The sequence below is a fragment of the Flavobacterium sp. HJJ genome, assembly GCF_015351475.1.
Taxonomy (GTDB): domain Bacteria; phylum Bacteroidota; class Bacteroidia; order Flavobacteriales; family Flavobacteriaceae; genus Flavobacterium; species Flavobacterium marginilacus.
Genome location: NZ_JADKPR010000027.1, coordinates 1 through 16,522 on the forward strand (window position 1 = coordinate 1; position 16,522 = coordinate 16,522).

Annotated in this window: 17 protein-coding genes; 14 read left to right on the forward strand and 3 right to left on the reverse strand. The window is 32.8% G+C overall.

Annotation, left to right across the window (positions count from 1 at the left end; genetic code table 11):
- Positions 1–714 precede the first annotated feature (714 nt).
- From thrS to rplT, 4 genes are all read left to right on the forward strand, one after another.
- Positions 715–2,661, forward strand: coding sequence for a threonine--tRNA ligase (gene thrS, locus IRZ80_RS17515; RefSeq protein WP_194643068.1), 1,947 nt, complete (start codon positions 715–717; stop codon positions 2,659–2,661).
- Between the two features lie 18 nt (positions 2,662–2,679).
- The gene (gene infC, locus IRZ80_RS17520) at positions 2,680–3,234 is read left to right on the forward strand and encodes a translation initiation factor IF-3 (protein WP_410504235.1); all 555 of its coding nucleotides are present in this window, start codon (positions 2,680–2,682) and stop codon (positions 3,232–3,234) included.
- A 109-nt stretch (positions 3,235–3,343) separates the two neighbouring features.
- Positions 3,344–3,541, forward strand: coding sequence for a 50S ribosomal protein L35 (rpmI, locus tag IRZ80_RS17525; RefSeq protein WP_007810722.1), 198 nt, complete (start codon positions 3,344–3,346; stop codon positions 3,539–3,541).
- Positions 3,542–3,713: 172 nt separating this feature from the next.
- A complete protein-coding gene (rplT, locus tag IRZ80_RS17530) occupies positions 3,714–4,058 on the forward strand; it encodes a 50S ribosomal protein L20 (RefSeq protein WP_194643070.1) in 345 nt (114 codons plus the stop codon).
- A 92-nt stretch (positions 4,059–4,150) separates the two neighbouring features.
- Here rplT and aspA read toward each other — a convergent pair whose 3' ends face one another.
- The 3 genes from aspA to IRZ80_RS17545 all read right to left on the reverse strand — a co-directional run bounded on the left by aspA (position 4,151) and on the right by IRZ80_RS17545 (position 7,472).
- On the reverse strand, positions 4,151–5,560 hold the full coding sequence (aspA, locus tag IRZ80_RS17535; protein ID WP_194643072.1) for an aspartate ammonia-lyase: 1,410 nt from the start codon (positions 5,558–5,560) through the stop codon (positions 4,151–4,153).
- 94 nt (positions 5,561–5,654) lie between these two features.
- Positions 5,655–6,425: a DUF2490 domain-containing protein gene (locus tag IRZ80_RS17540; protein WP_194643074.1), complete on the reverse strand. Its 771-nt coding sequence runs from the start codon at positions 6,423–6,425 to the stop codon at positions 5,655–5,657.
- 180 nt (positions 6,426–6,605) lie between these two features.
- A complete protein-coding gene (locus IRZ80_RS17545; protein ID WP_194643076.1) occupies positions 6,606–7,472 on the reverse strand; it encodes a hypothetical protein in 867 nt (288 codons plus the stop codon).
- A gap of 342 nt (positions 7,473–7,814) precedes the next feature.
- Here IRZ80_RS17545 and IRZ80_RS17550 point away from each other — a divergent pair, with 342 nt between their 5' ends.
- The 10 genes from IRZ80_RS17550 (at position 7,815) to IRZ80_RS17595 (ending at position 16,475) form a co-directional block, all read left to right on the forward strand.
- The gene (locus IRZ80_RS17550) at positions 7,815–7,979 is read left to right on the forward strand and encodes a hypothetical protein (RefSeq protein ID WP_194643078.1); all 165 of its coding nucleotides are present in this window, start codon (positions 7,815–7,817) and stop codon (positions 7,977–7,979) included.
- A 59-nt stretch (positions 7,980–8,038) separates the two neighbouring features.
- The gene (locus tag IRZ80_RS17555) at positions 8,039–9,760 is read left to right on the forward strand and encodes a tetratricopeptide repeat-containing sensor histidine kinase (protein ID WP_194643080.1); all 1,722 of its coding nucleotides are present in this window, start codon (positions 8,039–8,041) and stop codon (positions 9,758–9,760) included.
- 9 nt (positions 9,761–9,769) lie between these two features.
- A complete protein-coding gene (locus tag IRZ80_RS17560) occupies positions 9,770–10,438 on the forward strand; it encodes a response regulator transcription factor (RefSeq protein ID WP_194643082.1) in 669 nt (222 codons plus the stop codon).
- Positions 10,439–10,606: 168 nt separating this feature from the next.
- Complete coding sequence (locus IRZ80_RS17565) at positions 10,607–10,945, forward strand: YegP family protein (RefSeq protein ID WP_194643084.1); 339 nt, start codon at positions 10,607–10,609, stop codon at positions 10,943–10,945.
- 12 nt (positions 10,946–10,957) lie between these two features.
- A complete protein-coding gene (locus IRZ80_RS17570; RefSeq protein ID WP_194643086.1) occupies positions 10,958–12,010 on the forward strand; it encodes a type I restriction endonuclease in 1,053 nt (350 codons plus the stop codon).
- Positions 12,011–12,085: 75 nt separating this feature from the next.
- A complete protein-coding gene (locus tag IRZ80_RS17575; RefSeq protein ID WP_194643088.1) occupies positions 12,086–13,972 on the forward strand; it encodes a phospholipase D-like domain-containing protein in 1,887 nt (628 codons plus the stop codon).
- Between the two features lie 14 nt (positions 13,973–13,986).
- Positions 13,987–14,856, forward strand: coding sequence for a hypothetical protein (locus tag IRZ80_RS17580; protein ID WP_194643090.1), 870 nt, complete (start codon positions 13,987–13,989; stop codon positions 14,854–14,856).
- A gap of 135 nt (positions 14,857–14,991) precedes the next feature.
- Positions 14,992–15,396: a hypothetical protein gene (locus tag IRZ80_RS17585; protein ID WP_194643092.1), complete on the forward strand. Its 405-nt coding sequence runs from the start codon at positions 14,992–14,994 to the stop codon at positions 15,394–15,396.
- Positions 15,397–15,417: 21 nt separating this feature from the next.
- Positions 15,418–15,627 carry a hypothetical protein gene (locus tag IRZ80_RS17590; protein ID WP_194643094.1) on the forward strand — a complete coding sequence of 70 codons (210 nt, stop codon included), beginning with the start codon at positions 15,418–15,420 and terminating at the stop codon, positions 15,625–15,627.
- 44 nt (positions 15,628–15,671) lie between these two features.
- Positions 15,672–16,475 (forward strand): endonuclease/exonuclease/phosphatase family protein, encoded by an 804-nt coding sequence (locus tag IRZ80_RS17595; protein WP_194643096.1) that lies wholly within the window; start codon positions 15,672–15,674, stop codon positions 16,473–16,475.
- Positions 16,476–16,522 lie beyond the last annotated feature (47 nt).

Below are 16,522 nucleotides of genomic sequence, written 5' to 3' on the forward strand. Positions count from 1 at the left end.
TTTCATCTCTCTTTCTTCTCATCTCTTACTCAGTCTATCAAGGAACGTTACGCGTTTTGCGGGGTGCAAAAGTAAGCTAATCTTTTAAATCTCACAAGCTTTTTTAATCTTTTTTTTGAAAATTTCTTTTCTGTCTGATTTGTTTTTCTTGTCAGTGTTTCTTAGAACGTCATCGCTGTTGCGGGTGCAAAAGTAGTCCCTTTTTCCGTTTAAACAATGCCTTTTCGTGATTATTTTTTGTTTATTTTTTAATACACTGGTAACCTTAGGGTTAGAATCACAGGTTTTGAGGATTTTTGAATTCTGAAAGGTGATTTTGGAAAGTTTTATCGGTTTTAGCAGGATTTTAAGCTATCGAACATGTTATTTAACTCGTAGAAACCGCCCCAGCCCTGTGGGCGACGCTCCAAAAGCGGGAAATCCGTCTCAAACTTATTATTGGTCTCTTTTCTAATTATCCTATACATATATATAAGAGCAGATCTCTCTTATAAAATACTAAAACCATAGCCCAGATGGAAACGGCATCCTATTGTCACGGGGTTCGGGACAATAGATACAGTGGACAGCTGGAAATTGCTCCTGATTTTCTGAAATAATCTTTTGTCATTCCACTCAATTTGATTTTATACTTATATATACAACAAACCTTATACACCTATTGTATGTGTTTTGTTAATACTTTATATTTGCAATCTTAAAATATAAAAAACAATGATTAAGATTACTTTGCCCGATGGGTCAGTTAGAGAGTTTGCTCCTGGAGTAACTCCGATGGATGTTGCAAAAAGCATCAGTGAAGGATTTGCCAGAAATGTGATTTCAGCTTCTTTTAATGGTACAACTATTGAAACATCTACTCCACTGACGACCGACGGCAGTCTTACATTATATACTTGGAATGATGCCGATGGCAAAAAAGCTTTTTGGCATTCAACTTCGCACGTTATGGCACAAGTACTTGAAGAGATGTATTCTGGAATACAATTGACTCTTGGACCTGCTATTGCAAATGGTTTTTATTACGACGTTGATTTTGGTGATCAAAAAATCACTGAAGCTGATTTTAAGAAAATTGAAGACCGTGTTCTTGAAATTTCAAGAGGAAAACACGAATTCAAAATGCGTCCTGTTACAAAAGCAGAAGCTTTGGAAATGTACAAAGACAATGTTTACAAAACTGAGCTGATCACTAATCTTGAAGACGGAACTATCACTTTTTGTGACCACGATACTTTTACTGACTTATGCCGCGGAGGCCATATTCCAAATACAGGAATCATCAAAGCGATGAAAATAATGAGTATAGCCGGCGCATACTGGAGAGGTGACGAGAAAAACAAACAGCTGACACGCGTTTACGGTACTTCATTTCCAAAACAAAAAGATTTAACTGAATATCTAGAATTACTTGAAGAAGCAAAACGCCGCGACCATAGAAAACTAGGAAAAGAGCTGGAATTATTTGCTTTTTCACAAAAAGTAGGTCAAGGTTTGCCGTTATGGCTGCCAAAAGGAGCTGCTTTGAGAGACCGCCTTGAGCAGTTTTTGAAAAAAGCTCAGAAAAAAGCAGGTTACGAGCAGGTTGTTACACCACATATTGGTCAGAAAGAATTATATGTGACATCTGGTCATTATGCTAAATACGGAGCAGACAGTTTTCAGCCAATCAATACTCCTGCGGAAGGTGAAGAATTTTTATTAAAACCAATGAACTGCCCTCACCATTGTGAAATTTACAATGTAAGACCTTGGTCATACAAAGATTTACCAAAGCGTTATGCTGAATTCGGGACTGTTTACAGATACGAACAAAGCGGTGAATTACATGGTTTAACTCGTGTACGCGGGTTTACTCAGGATGATGCGCATATTTTTTGTACTCCAGAACAATTGGATGAAGAGTTTAAAAAAGTAATTGACTTAGTACTTTATGTATTTGGTTCGTTAGGATTTGAAAACTTTACAGCTCAGATTTCATTGAGAGACCAAGAAAACAGAGATAAATACATTGGTTCGGATGAAAATTGGGAAAAGGCTGAAAACGCAATCATTAATGCAGCAGCTGACAAAGGACTTAACACTGTAGTTGAATACGGCGAGGCGGCTTTCTATGGCCCTAAGCTTGATTTCATGGTAAAAGATGCTTTGGGCAGACAATGGCAGTTAGGAACAATTCAGGTGGATTATAATTTACCAGAGCGTTTTGAATTGACCTACAAAGGATCTGACAATGAATTACATAGACCGGTAATGATCCATAGAGCACCTTTTGGATCTATGGAGCGTTTCATAGCAATTTTACTAGAACATACTGCAGGAAATTTCCCTCTTTGGTTAATGCCGGAGCAGGTAATTATCCTGTCTTTGAGCGAGAAATATGAAAATTATGCTAAAAAAGTTTTAAATCTGCTAGAAAATAACGAAATTCGCGCCCTAATTGACAACCGAAACGAGACAATTGGAAAGAAAATCAGAGATGCGGAGATTCAAAAAATCCCATTTATGCTGATTGTTGGTGAAGAAGAAGAGAAAAACGGAACCATTTCTATTCGTCGCAAAGGTCAGGAAGGAAAAGGAAATATCAGCGCAACAATAGAAGAATTTACTGCTATTGTTGACGAAGAAATAAAGAAAACATTAAAAGTATTTACAGTTTAACTTAAAAATTATAAAGCCATAGCAATAAGAAGCAATAGAGGTTACCAACCTCGAGTAGAAAAGAAAGATGCTCACAGAATAAATAATCTTATTCGTGTGCCAGAAGTACGTCTTGTAGGAGAAAATATAGAAACAGGTGTTTACAAAACTTCTGAAGCTTTAAAATTAGCCGACCAGCTGGAATTGGATCTGGTTGAAATTTCTCCTAATGCAGAACCGCCTGTATGTAAAATAATGGACTATAAAAAGTTCCTTTACGAACAGAAGAGACGCGAAAAAGAACTTAAAGCAAAGTCTACTCAAATTGTAGTAAAAGAAATTCGTTTTGGTCCTCAGACAGATGAACACGATTACGAATTTAAACGAAAAAATGCTGAGAAATTCTTGAAAGAAGGATCCAAATTAAAAGCTTTTGTTTTCTTTAAAGGACGTTCTATCATCTATAAAGACCAAGGACAAATCTTATTATTAAGATTAGCTACAGACTTGGAAGAATACGGAAAAGTTGAAGCGATGCCAGTTCTTGAAGGGAAAAGAATGATTATGTTCATCGCTCCTAAGAAGAAAAAATAGTAATTAGGCAAAAGGCACTAGCTAAAAGTTTTACAACTAATGACTATTGCCCAATGGCTTTTCAATTAAAAAATAAGTAAGTAATAATAAATTAAAACACTAGGAAAAAATGCCTAAAATGAAAACAAAATCTAGCGCCAAAAAACGTTTCAAAGTTACTGGCTCTGGTAAGATTAAAAGAAAGCATGCTTTTAAAAGTCACATCTTGACTAAAAAATCTAAAAAACGTAAATTAGCTTTGACTCACTCAGCGCTAGTTCACTCTACAGATATGAAAAGCATCAAACAACAATTAAGAATTATCTAATAAGTCCAAAGTTAGAAAGTCTTAAAGTCTAAAGTTAATTACTTTCGACATTTGACTTTTGATATTTGACTAAAGATTTCTTTAGGTTAAAACAAATTTAATAACCTTGGAGTATGGCTATAAGTTCCTTTGATTAAATTCAGGACGCCTGCTACAAAAAAACAATAAAATTATGCCAAGATCGGTAAATTCAGTTGCTAAAAGAGCAAGAAGAAAAAAAATAATGAAGCAAGCCAAAGGTTTCTTTGGCAGACGTAAAAACGTTTGGACAGTTGCTAAAAACGCGGTAGAAAAAGCAATGTGCTACGCATACCGCGACAGAAAAGCGAATAAAAGAAATTTCCGTGCATTATGGATTCAGCGTATCAATGCTGGAGCTAGATTGGAAGGAATGTCTTATTCTCAATTCATGGGTAAAGTAAAAGCTAACGGAATCGAATTGAACCGTAAAGTTCTTGCTGATTTAGCGATGAATCACCCTGAAGCTTTCAAAGCAGTACTTAATAAAGTAAAATAAACGTTATATAAACTCAATTTAGAATTACTTACTTATTCAGAAAAGCCCAATCTCACAATTGGGCTTTTTTTATCAAATAAAGTTCATATATACTATGAAGTAATGAATTTAGGATTTATTAAATTATCCAATGAATAAATTTCATCCCATTTATCCTGAGTTATTAATTTGCGCTCGATGACTGCAATTTGATGTACGCTTTTTCCAGTTTTAAGCGCCTCCCCTGCTATACTGGCACTTTCTTCGTATCCCAAAATAGGATTGAGCTGGGTAACAATCCCAATGCTGTTCATTACCATATTATAACAATGCTGCTCATTTGCAGTTATTCCATTAATACACTTCTCGATTAAAGTCTGGATAGCTTTAGTCAAATAATCCAAGGATGTAAACATTGCAAAAGCAATTACCGGCTCCATTACATTTAATTGCAATTGTCCTGCTTCGGCTGCCATAGTCACTGTTAAGTCCTGACCAATCACATAAAAACAAGTTTGATTGACAACCTCAGGAATAACTGGATTAACTTTTCCTGGCATAATTGATGAACCTGGCTGACGCGGAGGCAGATTAATTTCATTTAATCCGGTTCTAGGCCCTGAACTCAATAATCTCAAATCATTGCAGATTTTAGAAATCTTGACCGCAGTTCTTTTCATGGTTCCCATTATCTGCACATAAGCTCCCGTATCTACCGTCGCTTCAATCAAATCTGGTGATAAGGTTAAGGGAATTCCAATTTCCTTGGCTAAATAATTGACGCAGATCTCTGGATAACCTTCTGGAGCATTTACTTTGGTTCCAATAGCAGTTGCTCCCATATTAATTTCCAAAACTAAACTTTGGGCAATACGTAATTGCCTAATATCTTCTCCAATAGTGGTTGCATAAGAATGGAATTCCTGCCCCAAAGTCATTGGAACCGCGTCTTGCAATTGGGTACGCCCCATCTTTAAAACTTTACTAAACTCATTTCCTTTTGCAGTAAAAGAGACTTCTAAATCTTCTAAAGCCTTGATGAAAAATTCCATTTTTAAATAAACAGCAATTCTAAAAGCCGAAGGATAAGCATCATTCGTTGATTGAGAGCAATTAACGTGATTGTTTGGGTGGAGATATTTATACTCCCCTTTTTTATGACCTAAATATTCCAAACCAATATTAGCAATTACTTCATTGGCATTCATATTTACAGATGTTCCGGCACCACCCTGAATTAGATCACTTACAAATTCCTGATTAAACTTGCCGGCAATTATCTGATCACAGGCATAACAAATTGCTTCAACAACTTTAGCATCTAAAGCACCACAATCTAGATTAGCCATTGCAGCGGCTTTCTTAACATATCCTAATGCTTTAATAAATAAAGGAGCTTTAGAAATTGGAATACCAGTAATATTAAAATTATCTACAGCTCTAAAAGTTTGAATACCATAATATAAATGATCAGGAATTTCCAATTCTCCTAGAAAATCATGTTCTTTTCTTGTTGCTTTCATAATGTATTAATTGCTTATTAATTAGCATTAAAGTTAATACATAAATAAAAAAACACAAGAAAACTTTATTTAAATTCAATTATATTTTGAAGTTTTATTCATCTCCTGAATGATGCTCAGGCGCTTTGGGTGCAGAGTGTTTTATAACTGAGTTAAGATAAAAAAACAATCGGATAGTATGGTTCATATCATACTGATAACCTGAATATTTTTGCTGGTATACGTTCATGTAACCCAAATCATAACTTAATTTTGGAGTAATATTTTGTTTAATCCCAATAAAAAACCTGTTTTGGTCAAAAGTATTATAAACAGCCTCCTTTCCAAAATGGATTAACAGCTCATCGGATAAAACCAATGAAGGCATCTTTTTATCAGTGAATATCGGAATAGTAAAACTGGCTAAATATCGTACCCTGTCCGTAAAACGATTTTCTCCTGAAGGCTCGTCATTGATCATTTTTTCCTGCCATCTTTGCTCATTTCTCAGCCTTTGAAGAATGCTGACATTTCCTAATTTTGTAATTAATTGAGCCTGCTGATAAATTCTGTTTTCATCTGCATAAGTTGTCCATCCTTCTTTTGTTGGTGCCAGCCACATGTGCGCATAGCCCGCTGTTATTGAAACTGCAGAATTGGGTATGTAAGAAATACCTCCTCTTAGAAAATAAAAATTATTACTTTCGAAAAAGCCATTCTCACGAATGTGTGCATCTGCAGCAACTCCCCAGTGTTCAGCAAATTTTGTCACTGTGTTTAAAGAAACCCAAGTTTGAACTTGCTCTTTAACTTCTTTTTTAGCTGCACCTTGGCCAAAAATTAAAATAGGAAACAATAAAAATAGAACTTTAGATAAATTTTTCAAAATAATTAGAATTTGAATCAGAAATAAGTTTACACGAAAAATCAAACACAAAACATATTAATTTTTCCATTGTAAATTTACTTTTCACCATAGGATATTAACATGATTTTTATCATTTATCCGAAAAAAAAAGAACTTTTTTATACTAAAAAAGAGATAAGGCAACTAATCCCAAATACATTACTCCTTCTCTTTTAAGTGATGCTCTTTAATAATATACTTTGTAATTTCCTTTAATGTTTTTCCTGTTTCAGGATGAAGCCCCGGCTGGTTAAAAAGTTCTATTTTACCATGCTCTTTAGAATACCAAACAACAGGCTTACCATTTTTAAAAAACACCTGTTCCCCTTTAGAATCCAGCTTTTTTAAATTTATTATACTTAGATCAATAGGTATAATTTCATTACCTGACGGATCATTCAAACAATCCACTTCTTCATAATGACTTCCCTGCCACTGCATGCATTGTTTTGCAGGAAAAAAAATATTTTTTGCGGTATATCCTGTAAAAAACAAAGACAGTAAAACAATAACTATAGTCATTATTTTTTTCTTCGTACCGTTATCTGTAATAATTCCTTCCTTTTTTGTAACAACTTCAATGTTCTTCTTTGGAACAATATCAACTTCTTCATACTCATTTTCAGGAAAATTTTCATCAGCTATTTCAATAGCTCCTGTGTTTTGGCTAAACCTTTTAAAAGGTCTTGGATTAAAATCAACAATAACCGCTGCTAATTCAATTCTAGGTCTATTCTCTGATTTTTTATCTTCTTTCAAAAATGAAATCACCGACTTTAATTTTCCAGTATTAAAATTTTCAATTGTTCTTTCAAACTTTTCATTTTCATTAACATTAAAAAAAAATCTGAATGTAGCTTCATCAGCTTTGGTCATACCTCTTTGAGCAATATACAGACACAAATCCCTTAACTGGGCAGGAGTAATATTAGAAATATCACCGCTCCCATATATCCCTTCAATTTTCTTCTGTTCAAACTGACTCTTAATAGCCTTTTTATATTCTTCAAAAGTAATTTCATTCATAAGCATCATCGGAATTAATTGGAATTATTAGAAACAATCGGAATTACTGGAATTACAGGAATTCCATTGAAATCATTAGGCAGAAACAACATTACTTTGCTTCAGAATTAGTTCTTGTCCGCTTTCGCGATACGGACAAATGTACAAAACTAGTTTCAAAAAAGTGTTGCTAAACAGCGTAGTACGATTATTCGGGAAGTATAAAAATACTATACTGTTTTAGCACACTTCACTTCCCGCAAGCAAAAAAACAATGAGTTTTTAATGGCTCGCCTATCTAGGCAGTAATTCGATTTCAATATCGGACAGCCACACCTATGTCAAATTTTTAAATCCAACAAAATGAAAAGAATATTTCTTATATCGTGTTATATCATTGCTGCAGTGGCAATGGCTTCTTGTACCAATGATGATGTGGAGACTACTCCAACAACAAGTAAACAACAAATAAATGCTGACGGAGATGGTCAAAGCGGGCAAACTCCGCTCCCTCCCCCAAAGCATTAATTTTCAGTAAATTATTTCAAAATCATTACAGTTTTAATTAATTTGAGTATTTTCGGGGAATGATAATAAAAAAGTTACATTTCCCGAATTTTTATTTATCGCTTATATCGTTATTGGTGCTGTTTTCATGTACCAAAAACTCAACAGTTCCAGAAGAAAAAACAACAAATACTGATTATAAAATCTCTTTTGATCGTGCTGAAAAATATTTCAATAGTCAAGACTATGATAGTGCCTTTTTCTATTATAATAAAATAAAGTCTACTTCTAATACGGCCAAAGATCAAGAAAAAATAATTTACTCCCTGCTTAGAATGTCAACTATTGAACAAATTCAAGGTGATTATTCCAGCAGTGAGACCACTGCAACTGAAGCTATTTCGTTTTTTCAAAAAAGTACAAATCCGTATTATAAATGTTATGCTTATAACTTATTAGCTATTAATTACGAGAGCCTTTTTGATTACGACAGGGCTATTTATTACTACAGCAAGGCCTTTAATTTATCTGAAGATAAATTGGCAAAAGCAATCCTTAAAAATAATATCGCAGTTGTGTATTTAGATCAGAATAAATACCCTCAGGCAATTACTATTTTATTACCATTAACAAGAGAAAGCGAAGTGCAGAAAAACAAGGAAAATTATGCACGAATCTTAGATAATTTAGGATACTCTTATTTTCGTTTAAATGATACTAAAAGTTTGTTCTATCTCAATCAATCATTAAAAATAAGAAAACTCATCAAAGATAACTTTGGATTGACAAAAAGTTATATTCATTTATCTGAATTCCATAAAAACAGAGATCCAAAATTATCATATGACTACTCCAAAAAAGCGTATGCTACAGCCACTAAAATAAATGATGTAGACAACCGTCTAAAATCATTGACTTTATTAATGCAAACCAGTAATGGAAATGATTCTAAAAAACACACTGCAATCTATCTCCGCATCAACGACAGTCTTAATAAGGCCAGACAAAAAGCCAAAAATCAATTTGCAAAAATCAAATACGATTCGACCAAAGAAAAAAATGAAAACCTTGTTTTAAAAGCTCAAAAAGCGGAAGATGCTTTAGAACTGGAACTACAGAAAAACCAAAATTATATTGCCTATTTTTTCATTTTTATGGGGATTCTATCTTCTGTTTTTTTATACTATTATTTAAAAAACAAAAGCAAAAAAGATCAACAAGAAGCTGTCTATAAAAGTGAAACCCGAATATCTAAAAAACTGCATGATGAATTAGCCAATGATGTGTACCAGACTATGGCTTTTGCAGAAACTCAAGATTTGCAAGTTCCTGCTAAAAAAGAAACTCTTCTGGGTAATCTCGATAAAATATATGCACTGACAAGAAACATTTCCAGAGAAAACAGTAAAATTGAAACTGGTGCCAATTTTGAGAATGATTTAAAAGAAATGCTGTCAGGTTATAATAATGATCAAATCCAAATAATCATTAAAGACAACGGCGATATCAATTGGCAGAAAATTGAAGCCGAAAAGAAAATTGCGGTTTACAGAGTTTTACAGGAATTAATGGTCAATATGAAAAAACACAGCCAGTGTTCTTTTGCTTCTATCGGCTTTGAATCCAATGAAAAATACATCGAAATCAATTATTCGGACAATGGAATTGGAGTAAAAGATTCTTTAATTTTAAAAAATGGGCTCTCCAATGTGGAAAACCGTATTTATACCATAAACGGAACTATTACTTTTGACAAAGAAACTGATAAAGGCTTTAAAGTCAAAATAACAATCCCCAAATAATTACTGAATATGTTCAAAAAAGTTTTGATAGCAGACGACATTGATTTTAATGATATTGCTGCAGTACAAGTGCTGGAAGATTTAGAAATTCCTGAAATTGCCTATTCCAAATACTGCGATGACGCTTTGCTGAAAATTAAAAGAGCCTACAAAGACAACGAACCTTACGAATTATTAATATCGGATTTGTCATTCAAAGCTGATTATAGGGAAAACACTCTCAACTCTGGAGAAGAATTGATATCGGCCGTAAAACAATTATTTCCGGAAATAAAAATCATTGTATTTTCTATCGAAGATAAATCCTATCGGATAAAATCACTGTTTGATAAATATGGCATCAATGGTTTTGTCATGAAAGGCCGAAACAGTATAGTCGAACTCAAAAAAGCTGTCGAAGTCACTTGCCAAAATAAGCAGAAATACTTATCTCCTGATTTGAATTATATTCTTCAGGACAAGACCGTCAATGAAATTGATAATTATGACATCCAGCTCATTAAATATCTTTCGAAAGGCGTAACTCAGGAAAATATGGCCACAGCGTTTGTGGAAGCCGGCATCACGCCAAACAGCAAAAGCACTATCGAAAAACGGCTTAACAAACTCAAGATATACTTCAAAGCAAACAATCCGGCTCATCTTGTTGCCATTGCAAAGGACTTAGGATTGGTTTAAATAATACTTCTTCACTTTTGACCTAACAGGTTTTCGAAACCTGTTAGGTCTTTTTATTTTACTCACAATCAGTTTTAAAAATATTTTGCCTCTTTACGGTTTTCCGTAAAAAACTGAATTTCAATGTTTTTAAGTTTGACTAATTAATAATCAAATAAAAAACAAACCATGAAGTTTCCAAAATTTGTAATCAAAAAGAGCACTAACGATCAATTTTACTTTAATCTATGGTCTAAAGATGAAGCCATTATTTTAAAAAGTGAAATGTACACTACAAAACAAAATTGTAAAAACGGAATTGAATCTGTCAAAACAAATGCTCCATCGGATAAAAATTACGAGAGAAAAACATCTGACAACTTTAAATACTATTTTGTTCTAAAATCTCAAAACAACGGTCAGATAATTGGAACCAGCAATATGTACCCAAACGTAACCGATAGGGATTCCGCCATTGAATGCGTAAAAATTGACGCACCTAAAGCTGAAACTGAAGATTTATCTTAATTCATAAAATCTATGGAACTACCTATACAACTGAAATCTTTGGCCGATAAAATCAATCTGCTAAAGGATAAAATTGAAACCGAAGAATCTACCAAACATGCTTTTGTACTTCCTTTTATTAATATTTTGGGCTACGACACCTTCAATCCAACCGAAGTTGTCCCAGAATTCACTGCCGATTTAGGTTTAAAAAAAGGAGAAAAAGTAGATTATGCCATTATGCAAAATGATGAACCAATCTTAATTGTTGAATGCAAAAACTGGAAAGAAAAGTTAACCGTTCATAATTCCCAGTTATTTCGCTATTTCCATGTTACCAAGACCCGTTTTGCGCTATTGACCAATGGCATTCATTATCAATTTTTCACAGATTTGGATGAAAAAAACAAAATGGACGAAAAACCTTTTTTCGAATTTGACATCTCCCAGTTAAAAGACAGTGCTGTAAATGAAATTGCCAAGTTTCACAAATCTAATTTTGATGTCAATAAAATATTAGACAATGCCAGCTCTTTAAAATTCATCAAGGAAATCCGAAAACAGATTGATACTGAGATTCAAAATCCTTCTCCTGAATTTGTACGGTTATTTGCCTCAAAAATCTATAGTGGCAGATTAACCGAAAAAGTGATGGAAGAATTTACAGAATTAGTCCAAAAAGCGTTCGGGCAATTGATTGGTGAAAAAATAAACGAGCGTCTTCATTTTGCATTAAACAAAGAAGTCATTATCCAAGAGAAAGACCAGATTGAAGAAGCGGAAGAAAGTAAAATTATCACAAGCGAAGAAGAATTGGATGCTTATCGAATTGTAGTTGCCATTTTGAGACGGAAACTTCACATACAAAGAATTGTTCATCGCGACACTCAATCCTATTTTGGGGTTTTACTGGACGACAACAACCGAAAACCGTTATGCCGATTACATCTAAACGGTGGCAAAAAATACATTGGTCTTTTCAATGCCGATAAAAACGAAGTACGCCAGCAAATCCAAACCATTGACGATATTTATTTGTTTGAAAAAGAGCTTCTAGAGACTGTTGGGCTGTATGAAAATGAGTAAAATTATATCTACTCGTAAATAATGTCATTGATATACTCCAACTCTATATTAACCTTTTGAAGAAAAAGAATAAAAATGAATGAAATTATAACCAACGGAACAGAGATTAAATTCAGAATACTTTCTGAAATCAACAGTGCCAGACAATGCATTTATGTGGCAATGGCTTGGTTCACTGACAGAGATATTGCAATGGCAATCATTGAGGCAAAAAACAGAAATATAACTATAGACATTATTCTTTCGTCAAATGCTCAAAATGAAACGGTAAAATTAATGCTAAAAGGTGCTAGAATAAATGTACATGCTTTCGAAACAGGTGATGCAAGAGGAATAATGCACCATAAATTTTGTCTAATTGACAATAAAATTTCAATTAACGGTTCATACAATTATTCCATCAATGCAAGCAATAACAATGTTGAAAACATTCAAGTTTCTGACGATGTCAAAACTTATTCACAGTTCTTATCTGAATTTGAGCGCCTAAAATATAACATTGACAACAATATAGATGTAAATGAAATAACTCAAATAGCTGAAACAAAAATTCAACAGACTCTTCCAATAAATATCATTGACTCATTTTCTCAACAGTTACATAATCTTGTTTATTCGGCCGCACAAATAAATACAGAAGAATACAAAAAGAAAGGTTATGAAGATTCAAAAGAAAATCACGGCAATATTGACATTTTCAGAATTGAGTACAATAATATTAAAGAAGAAATTAAAACCTATGCAACCGATGAAGGACTAAGCAGTAAAAAGAACATTTTAACTTCTAATATTTCCAATGCATTTGAAAGTACTAAAGCAAATTTAGAAATAGAAAAACAAGATAAAGTAACTGTTGAAAAAAGAAATAATGAATTAGAAAAGCGACACATTAAAGATAAAATATCGGAACTAAAAACTGAAAAATCTATTTTAGAATCTGGGAATCAAAATACAAATGAAAAAGGATTATTGCAAGTCAATAAAGAAATTGAAAAAAATAAAATTGAAAGAAAAGTATTGGAACAATCTTTCGTGACAAAAAAGTTTTGGACAATTGGCACTATTTTAATTTTAATCGCATTAGGTATTTTTATTTTTTATTTATCTGTGTTTTTTGCTTCCGCTATTTATAAAGTTTTTTTTGAAGGCAATGTAATACGAACCTCATTAGAAGCTGGTATAAACCCTGGAATTCCACAACTTGTTGACGCAAATGCTATTATAAACATATTTAAACAGCAAGGAGCTTTATTTGGTTTTATAGCTGCTCTTTTCTTTCTTATTCCAGTTTTATTATCTAATCTAAAAATTCTTGGCAGCGAAAACAAATATCTAAATAGTATAATGTTTTGGGTAGGTTTATTAATATTTGACATCTTAGTTTCAACAATGGTTGCAATCAATACTGACGAAATAAAATCTTTATTAATCGGACAGAAATCTACAATGCAAATTTGGGAAGTTGTAAAACATGGTGAGTTTTATTTAATTTTTACGTTTGGTATGTTTCCTCTAATTCTTACACATTTTTTAATTGATTACTTAATTAATGCTTATCAAAAATCACAAAGAGATATTATTGATGCTGAAAAAAATAAAAGCATCCATTTTTTAGATAAAGAAATGTTAGACTTAAATACAGAAAAAGAGTCTCTAACCAACAGAATTAAAGAAAAGGAAGGTGCAATTAACGATAACAATTCTAAAATTTTGAACTTAGAAACAGAAATTAATAATTGTGAAAACCAAATCGATAGTAAGTATGCTGAATTACAGAAACAAATCAAACTAATATTCGACGACATTAGTGCAAAAATAGTAAGCGGTAAAATTTTTACTGACGTAATTCTAAATAGTGTTATTTCTGCTTATACATCAGGATTTGTAGAACATCTCCCAAAATATTATGCCACCGATGAAGTGGCAAGCAGAGTTAGAGAAATAGAACAAACAATAATTTAAAAATTAATAACTAGATGAAAATTTTAGGAATCTTTTGCTCTGCAGTACTTTTAGCCGTTTCGTGTGATTCAGAACCGAAAAATAAAAATCTAACATACCAAAATATTGTCATTATTTCGGACATGTCAAGTCGCATAGACAATAAACCATCAAAAGACATAGACGAAATTCATAAACTAATTATTTTTTTCAAGACAGAATGTGTTAAGCCAGGTAAAAAAATTGGAGACAGATCATCAATTTCTTTTTCTCCTTTTTCAGACAAAACGATTACTTCAATTGATTTAGATAGATTTAAAAGTTTGGAAACAAAACAATGTTTTATAAATTCCACAGGAAAATATAAAAATAACGGATTGGTACAGCAAATAAACATCTTTGAAAGTAAGGTCAAAGAAACATATAAAAATACAAGGAATCAGGGATTAGATCTGATAAGCATTCTAATTGAAAAAATTGATAATGAACCTATTATTAAAAAAGACACCTCTTTTATTGATATAGATACAACTTTTACCAAATACGAGAATCATATTTATGTTTTCACAGATGGTTATTTAGAATATCTGGACAAAAAAGCCAATAGTCAATTCTATTTTGGTGGTTCTGAAATAGAAAAAATTAGACATTACTGTATAGTTCATAAGGTTGATATAACTAAAGCACTTAAAACTAATTATTCATTGAATCTACCAACTAATAAAAGTAGTAAAAATCAATACATACATCTTCACGTATTCGAAACACAAGAACGAGATAAAAATGACAAACTACAGACCTATAAATATCCTATAGGGCAGAGAGACAATGAAATTCTTGAAGCTGTTTGGCGAAAATGGGCAAAAGAAAGCGGATTCAAAAGTTTTGAATGGAAAAAATATTAATAATAAGATAAAGTATAAGCATTTTGAAAACTTAACAATTCAACAGATAGCATTCCTTGATAATTAATTGATTCAAGTAAACATAATTTCTATTGTCATTAAACTGTTACTGTTCTAAATTCAAAATAAAAAATTATGACAAGAAAACTACTTTTTATACTCCTTCTCTGTTTCTTGATTGCCTGCAAAAAAGAACAGCCAAAAATACAGCCTCAAACTTTCTTCAAAGAAGTTATCACTCCAGATGACATCAAGACGATTACACCCGAGGAAGCCAAAACCTATCACAAAGATCTAAAACGCAAATACGAGTATCGAACAGGAACATCCGGTAATTATGAATACAACTATGAAGTGAGCGGAGTCAATCAGGAAGGAGATTCTGTATCAGGAGTTATCAATATTAAAGGCAAATATGGAGCAGGAAAGATCATCAATAAAGATAAAAGTTCTGCTGACATTTATGTAGAATGGATGGATTATGGCAAATTAAAAGGCCGTGATAAAAAAGGAAACAGTTATAAACTGAAAGTAAATTAAATAATTCTCAATATATAAAAAATGAAACTACTATCAATCCTATTGCTTTTTACGGTAACAGCAAATTCATTTACGGGAACCAACGTGTATATTTGTGGTTCAGCGGGTGCAAAGAAATACCACTATAAAGAATCCTGCCGAGGACTTAACGCCTGCAAAGACCAAATTGCAAAAATCCCGCTAAAACAAGCACAACAAAATGGATTAACTCTTTGTGGCTGGGAAGACTAAAAAATCCTTTGGCAATCTTTATCTTTGGGCATTATTCCAAATCTATGAACAAATTATTCTGTTTTCTCTTCTTTCTTTTTTTCAATTCTTTTTATTCCCAAACCAAACTTCTTTCATGGAATCTTGAAAACTTTGGGAAATCCAAGTCTGATCAGGAGATTGCCTTTATTGCCAATATTGTAAAAAATTACGATATCATCACGATTCAGGAAGTCGTTGCAGGAAATGGCGGTGTTCAGGCTGTAGCAAGACTTGCGGATGAACTCAACCGAAAAGGAGCAAAATGGGATTACTGTATAAGCGATCCCACATCAAGCAGTACCTATAAAACCGAACGTTATGCTTTTCTTTGGAAAACCAGCAACCTAAAACTAAAAGGAAAACCTTGGCTGGAACGCAATTATCATATCGAAATCGACCGTGAGCCATATTTTGCGACTTTTGAAATCAAAGGAAAAACGATAACAATCGCTTCTTTTCATGCCATTACCAAAAGTAAACAGCCCGAAACTGAAATTAAATATTTCAAGCTTCTGCCACAGGAATATCCAAATCTGAACCTAGTGTTTGCTGGTGATTTTAACTGCCCACAGTCGAATTCGGTTTTTACGCCTTTGAAGGAAATGGGCTTTGCTCCAATTTTAAAAAATCAAAAAACATCATTAAAAATAAAATGCAAAGGTCCAAATTGTCTGGCTTCTGAATATGACAATGTGTTTTACAAAACGAGTTCAATAAACTATTTAAAGTCGGATGTGATTTTGTTTTATGAAAAATTCATTTCCTTAAAAGAAGCCCGAAAAATATCGGATCATCTCCCTATCTGGTTTGAATTCTCTTTGAACTAACGAAATTTAGCCACGAATTCGTATATAATCTTTTACAATAGAAGCTA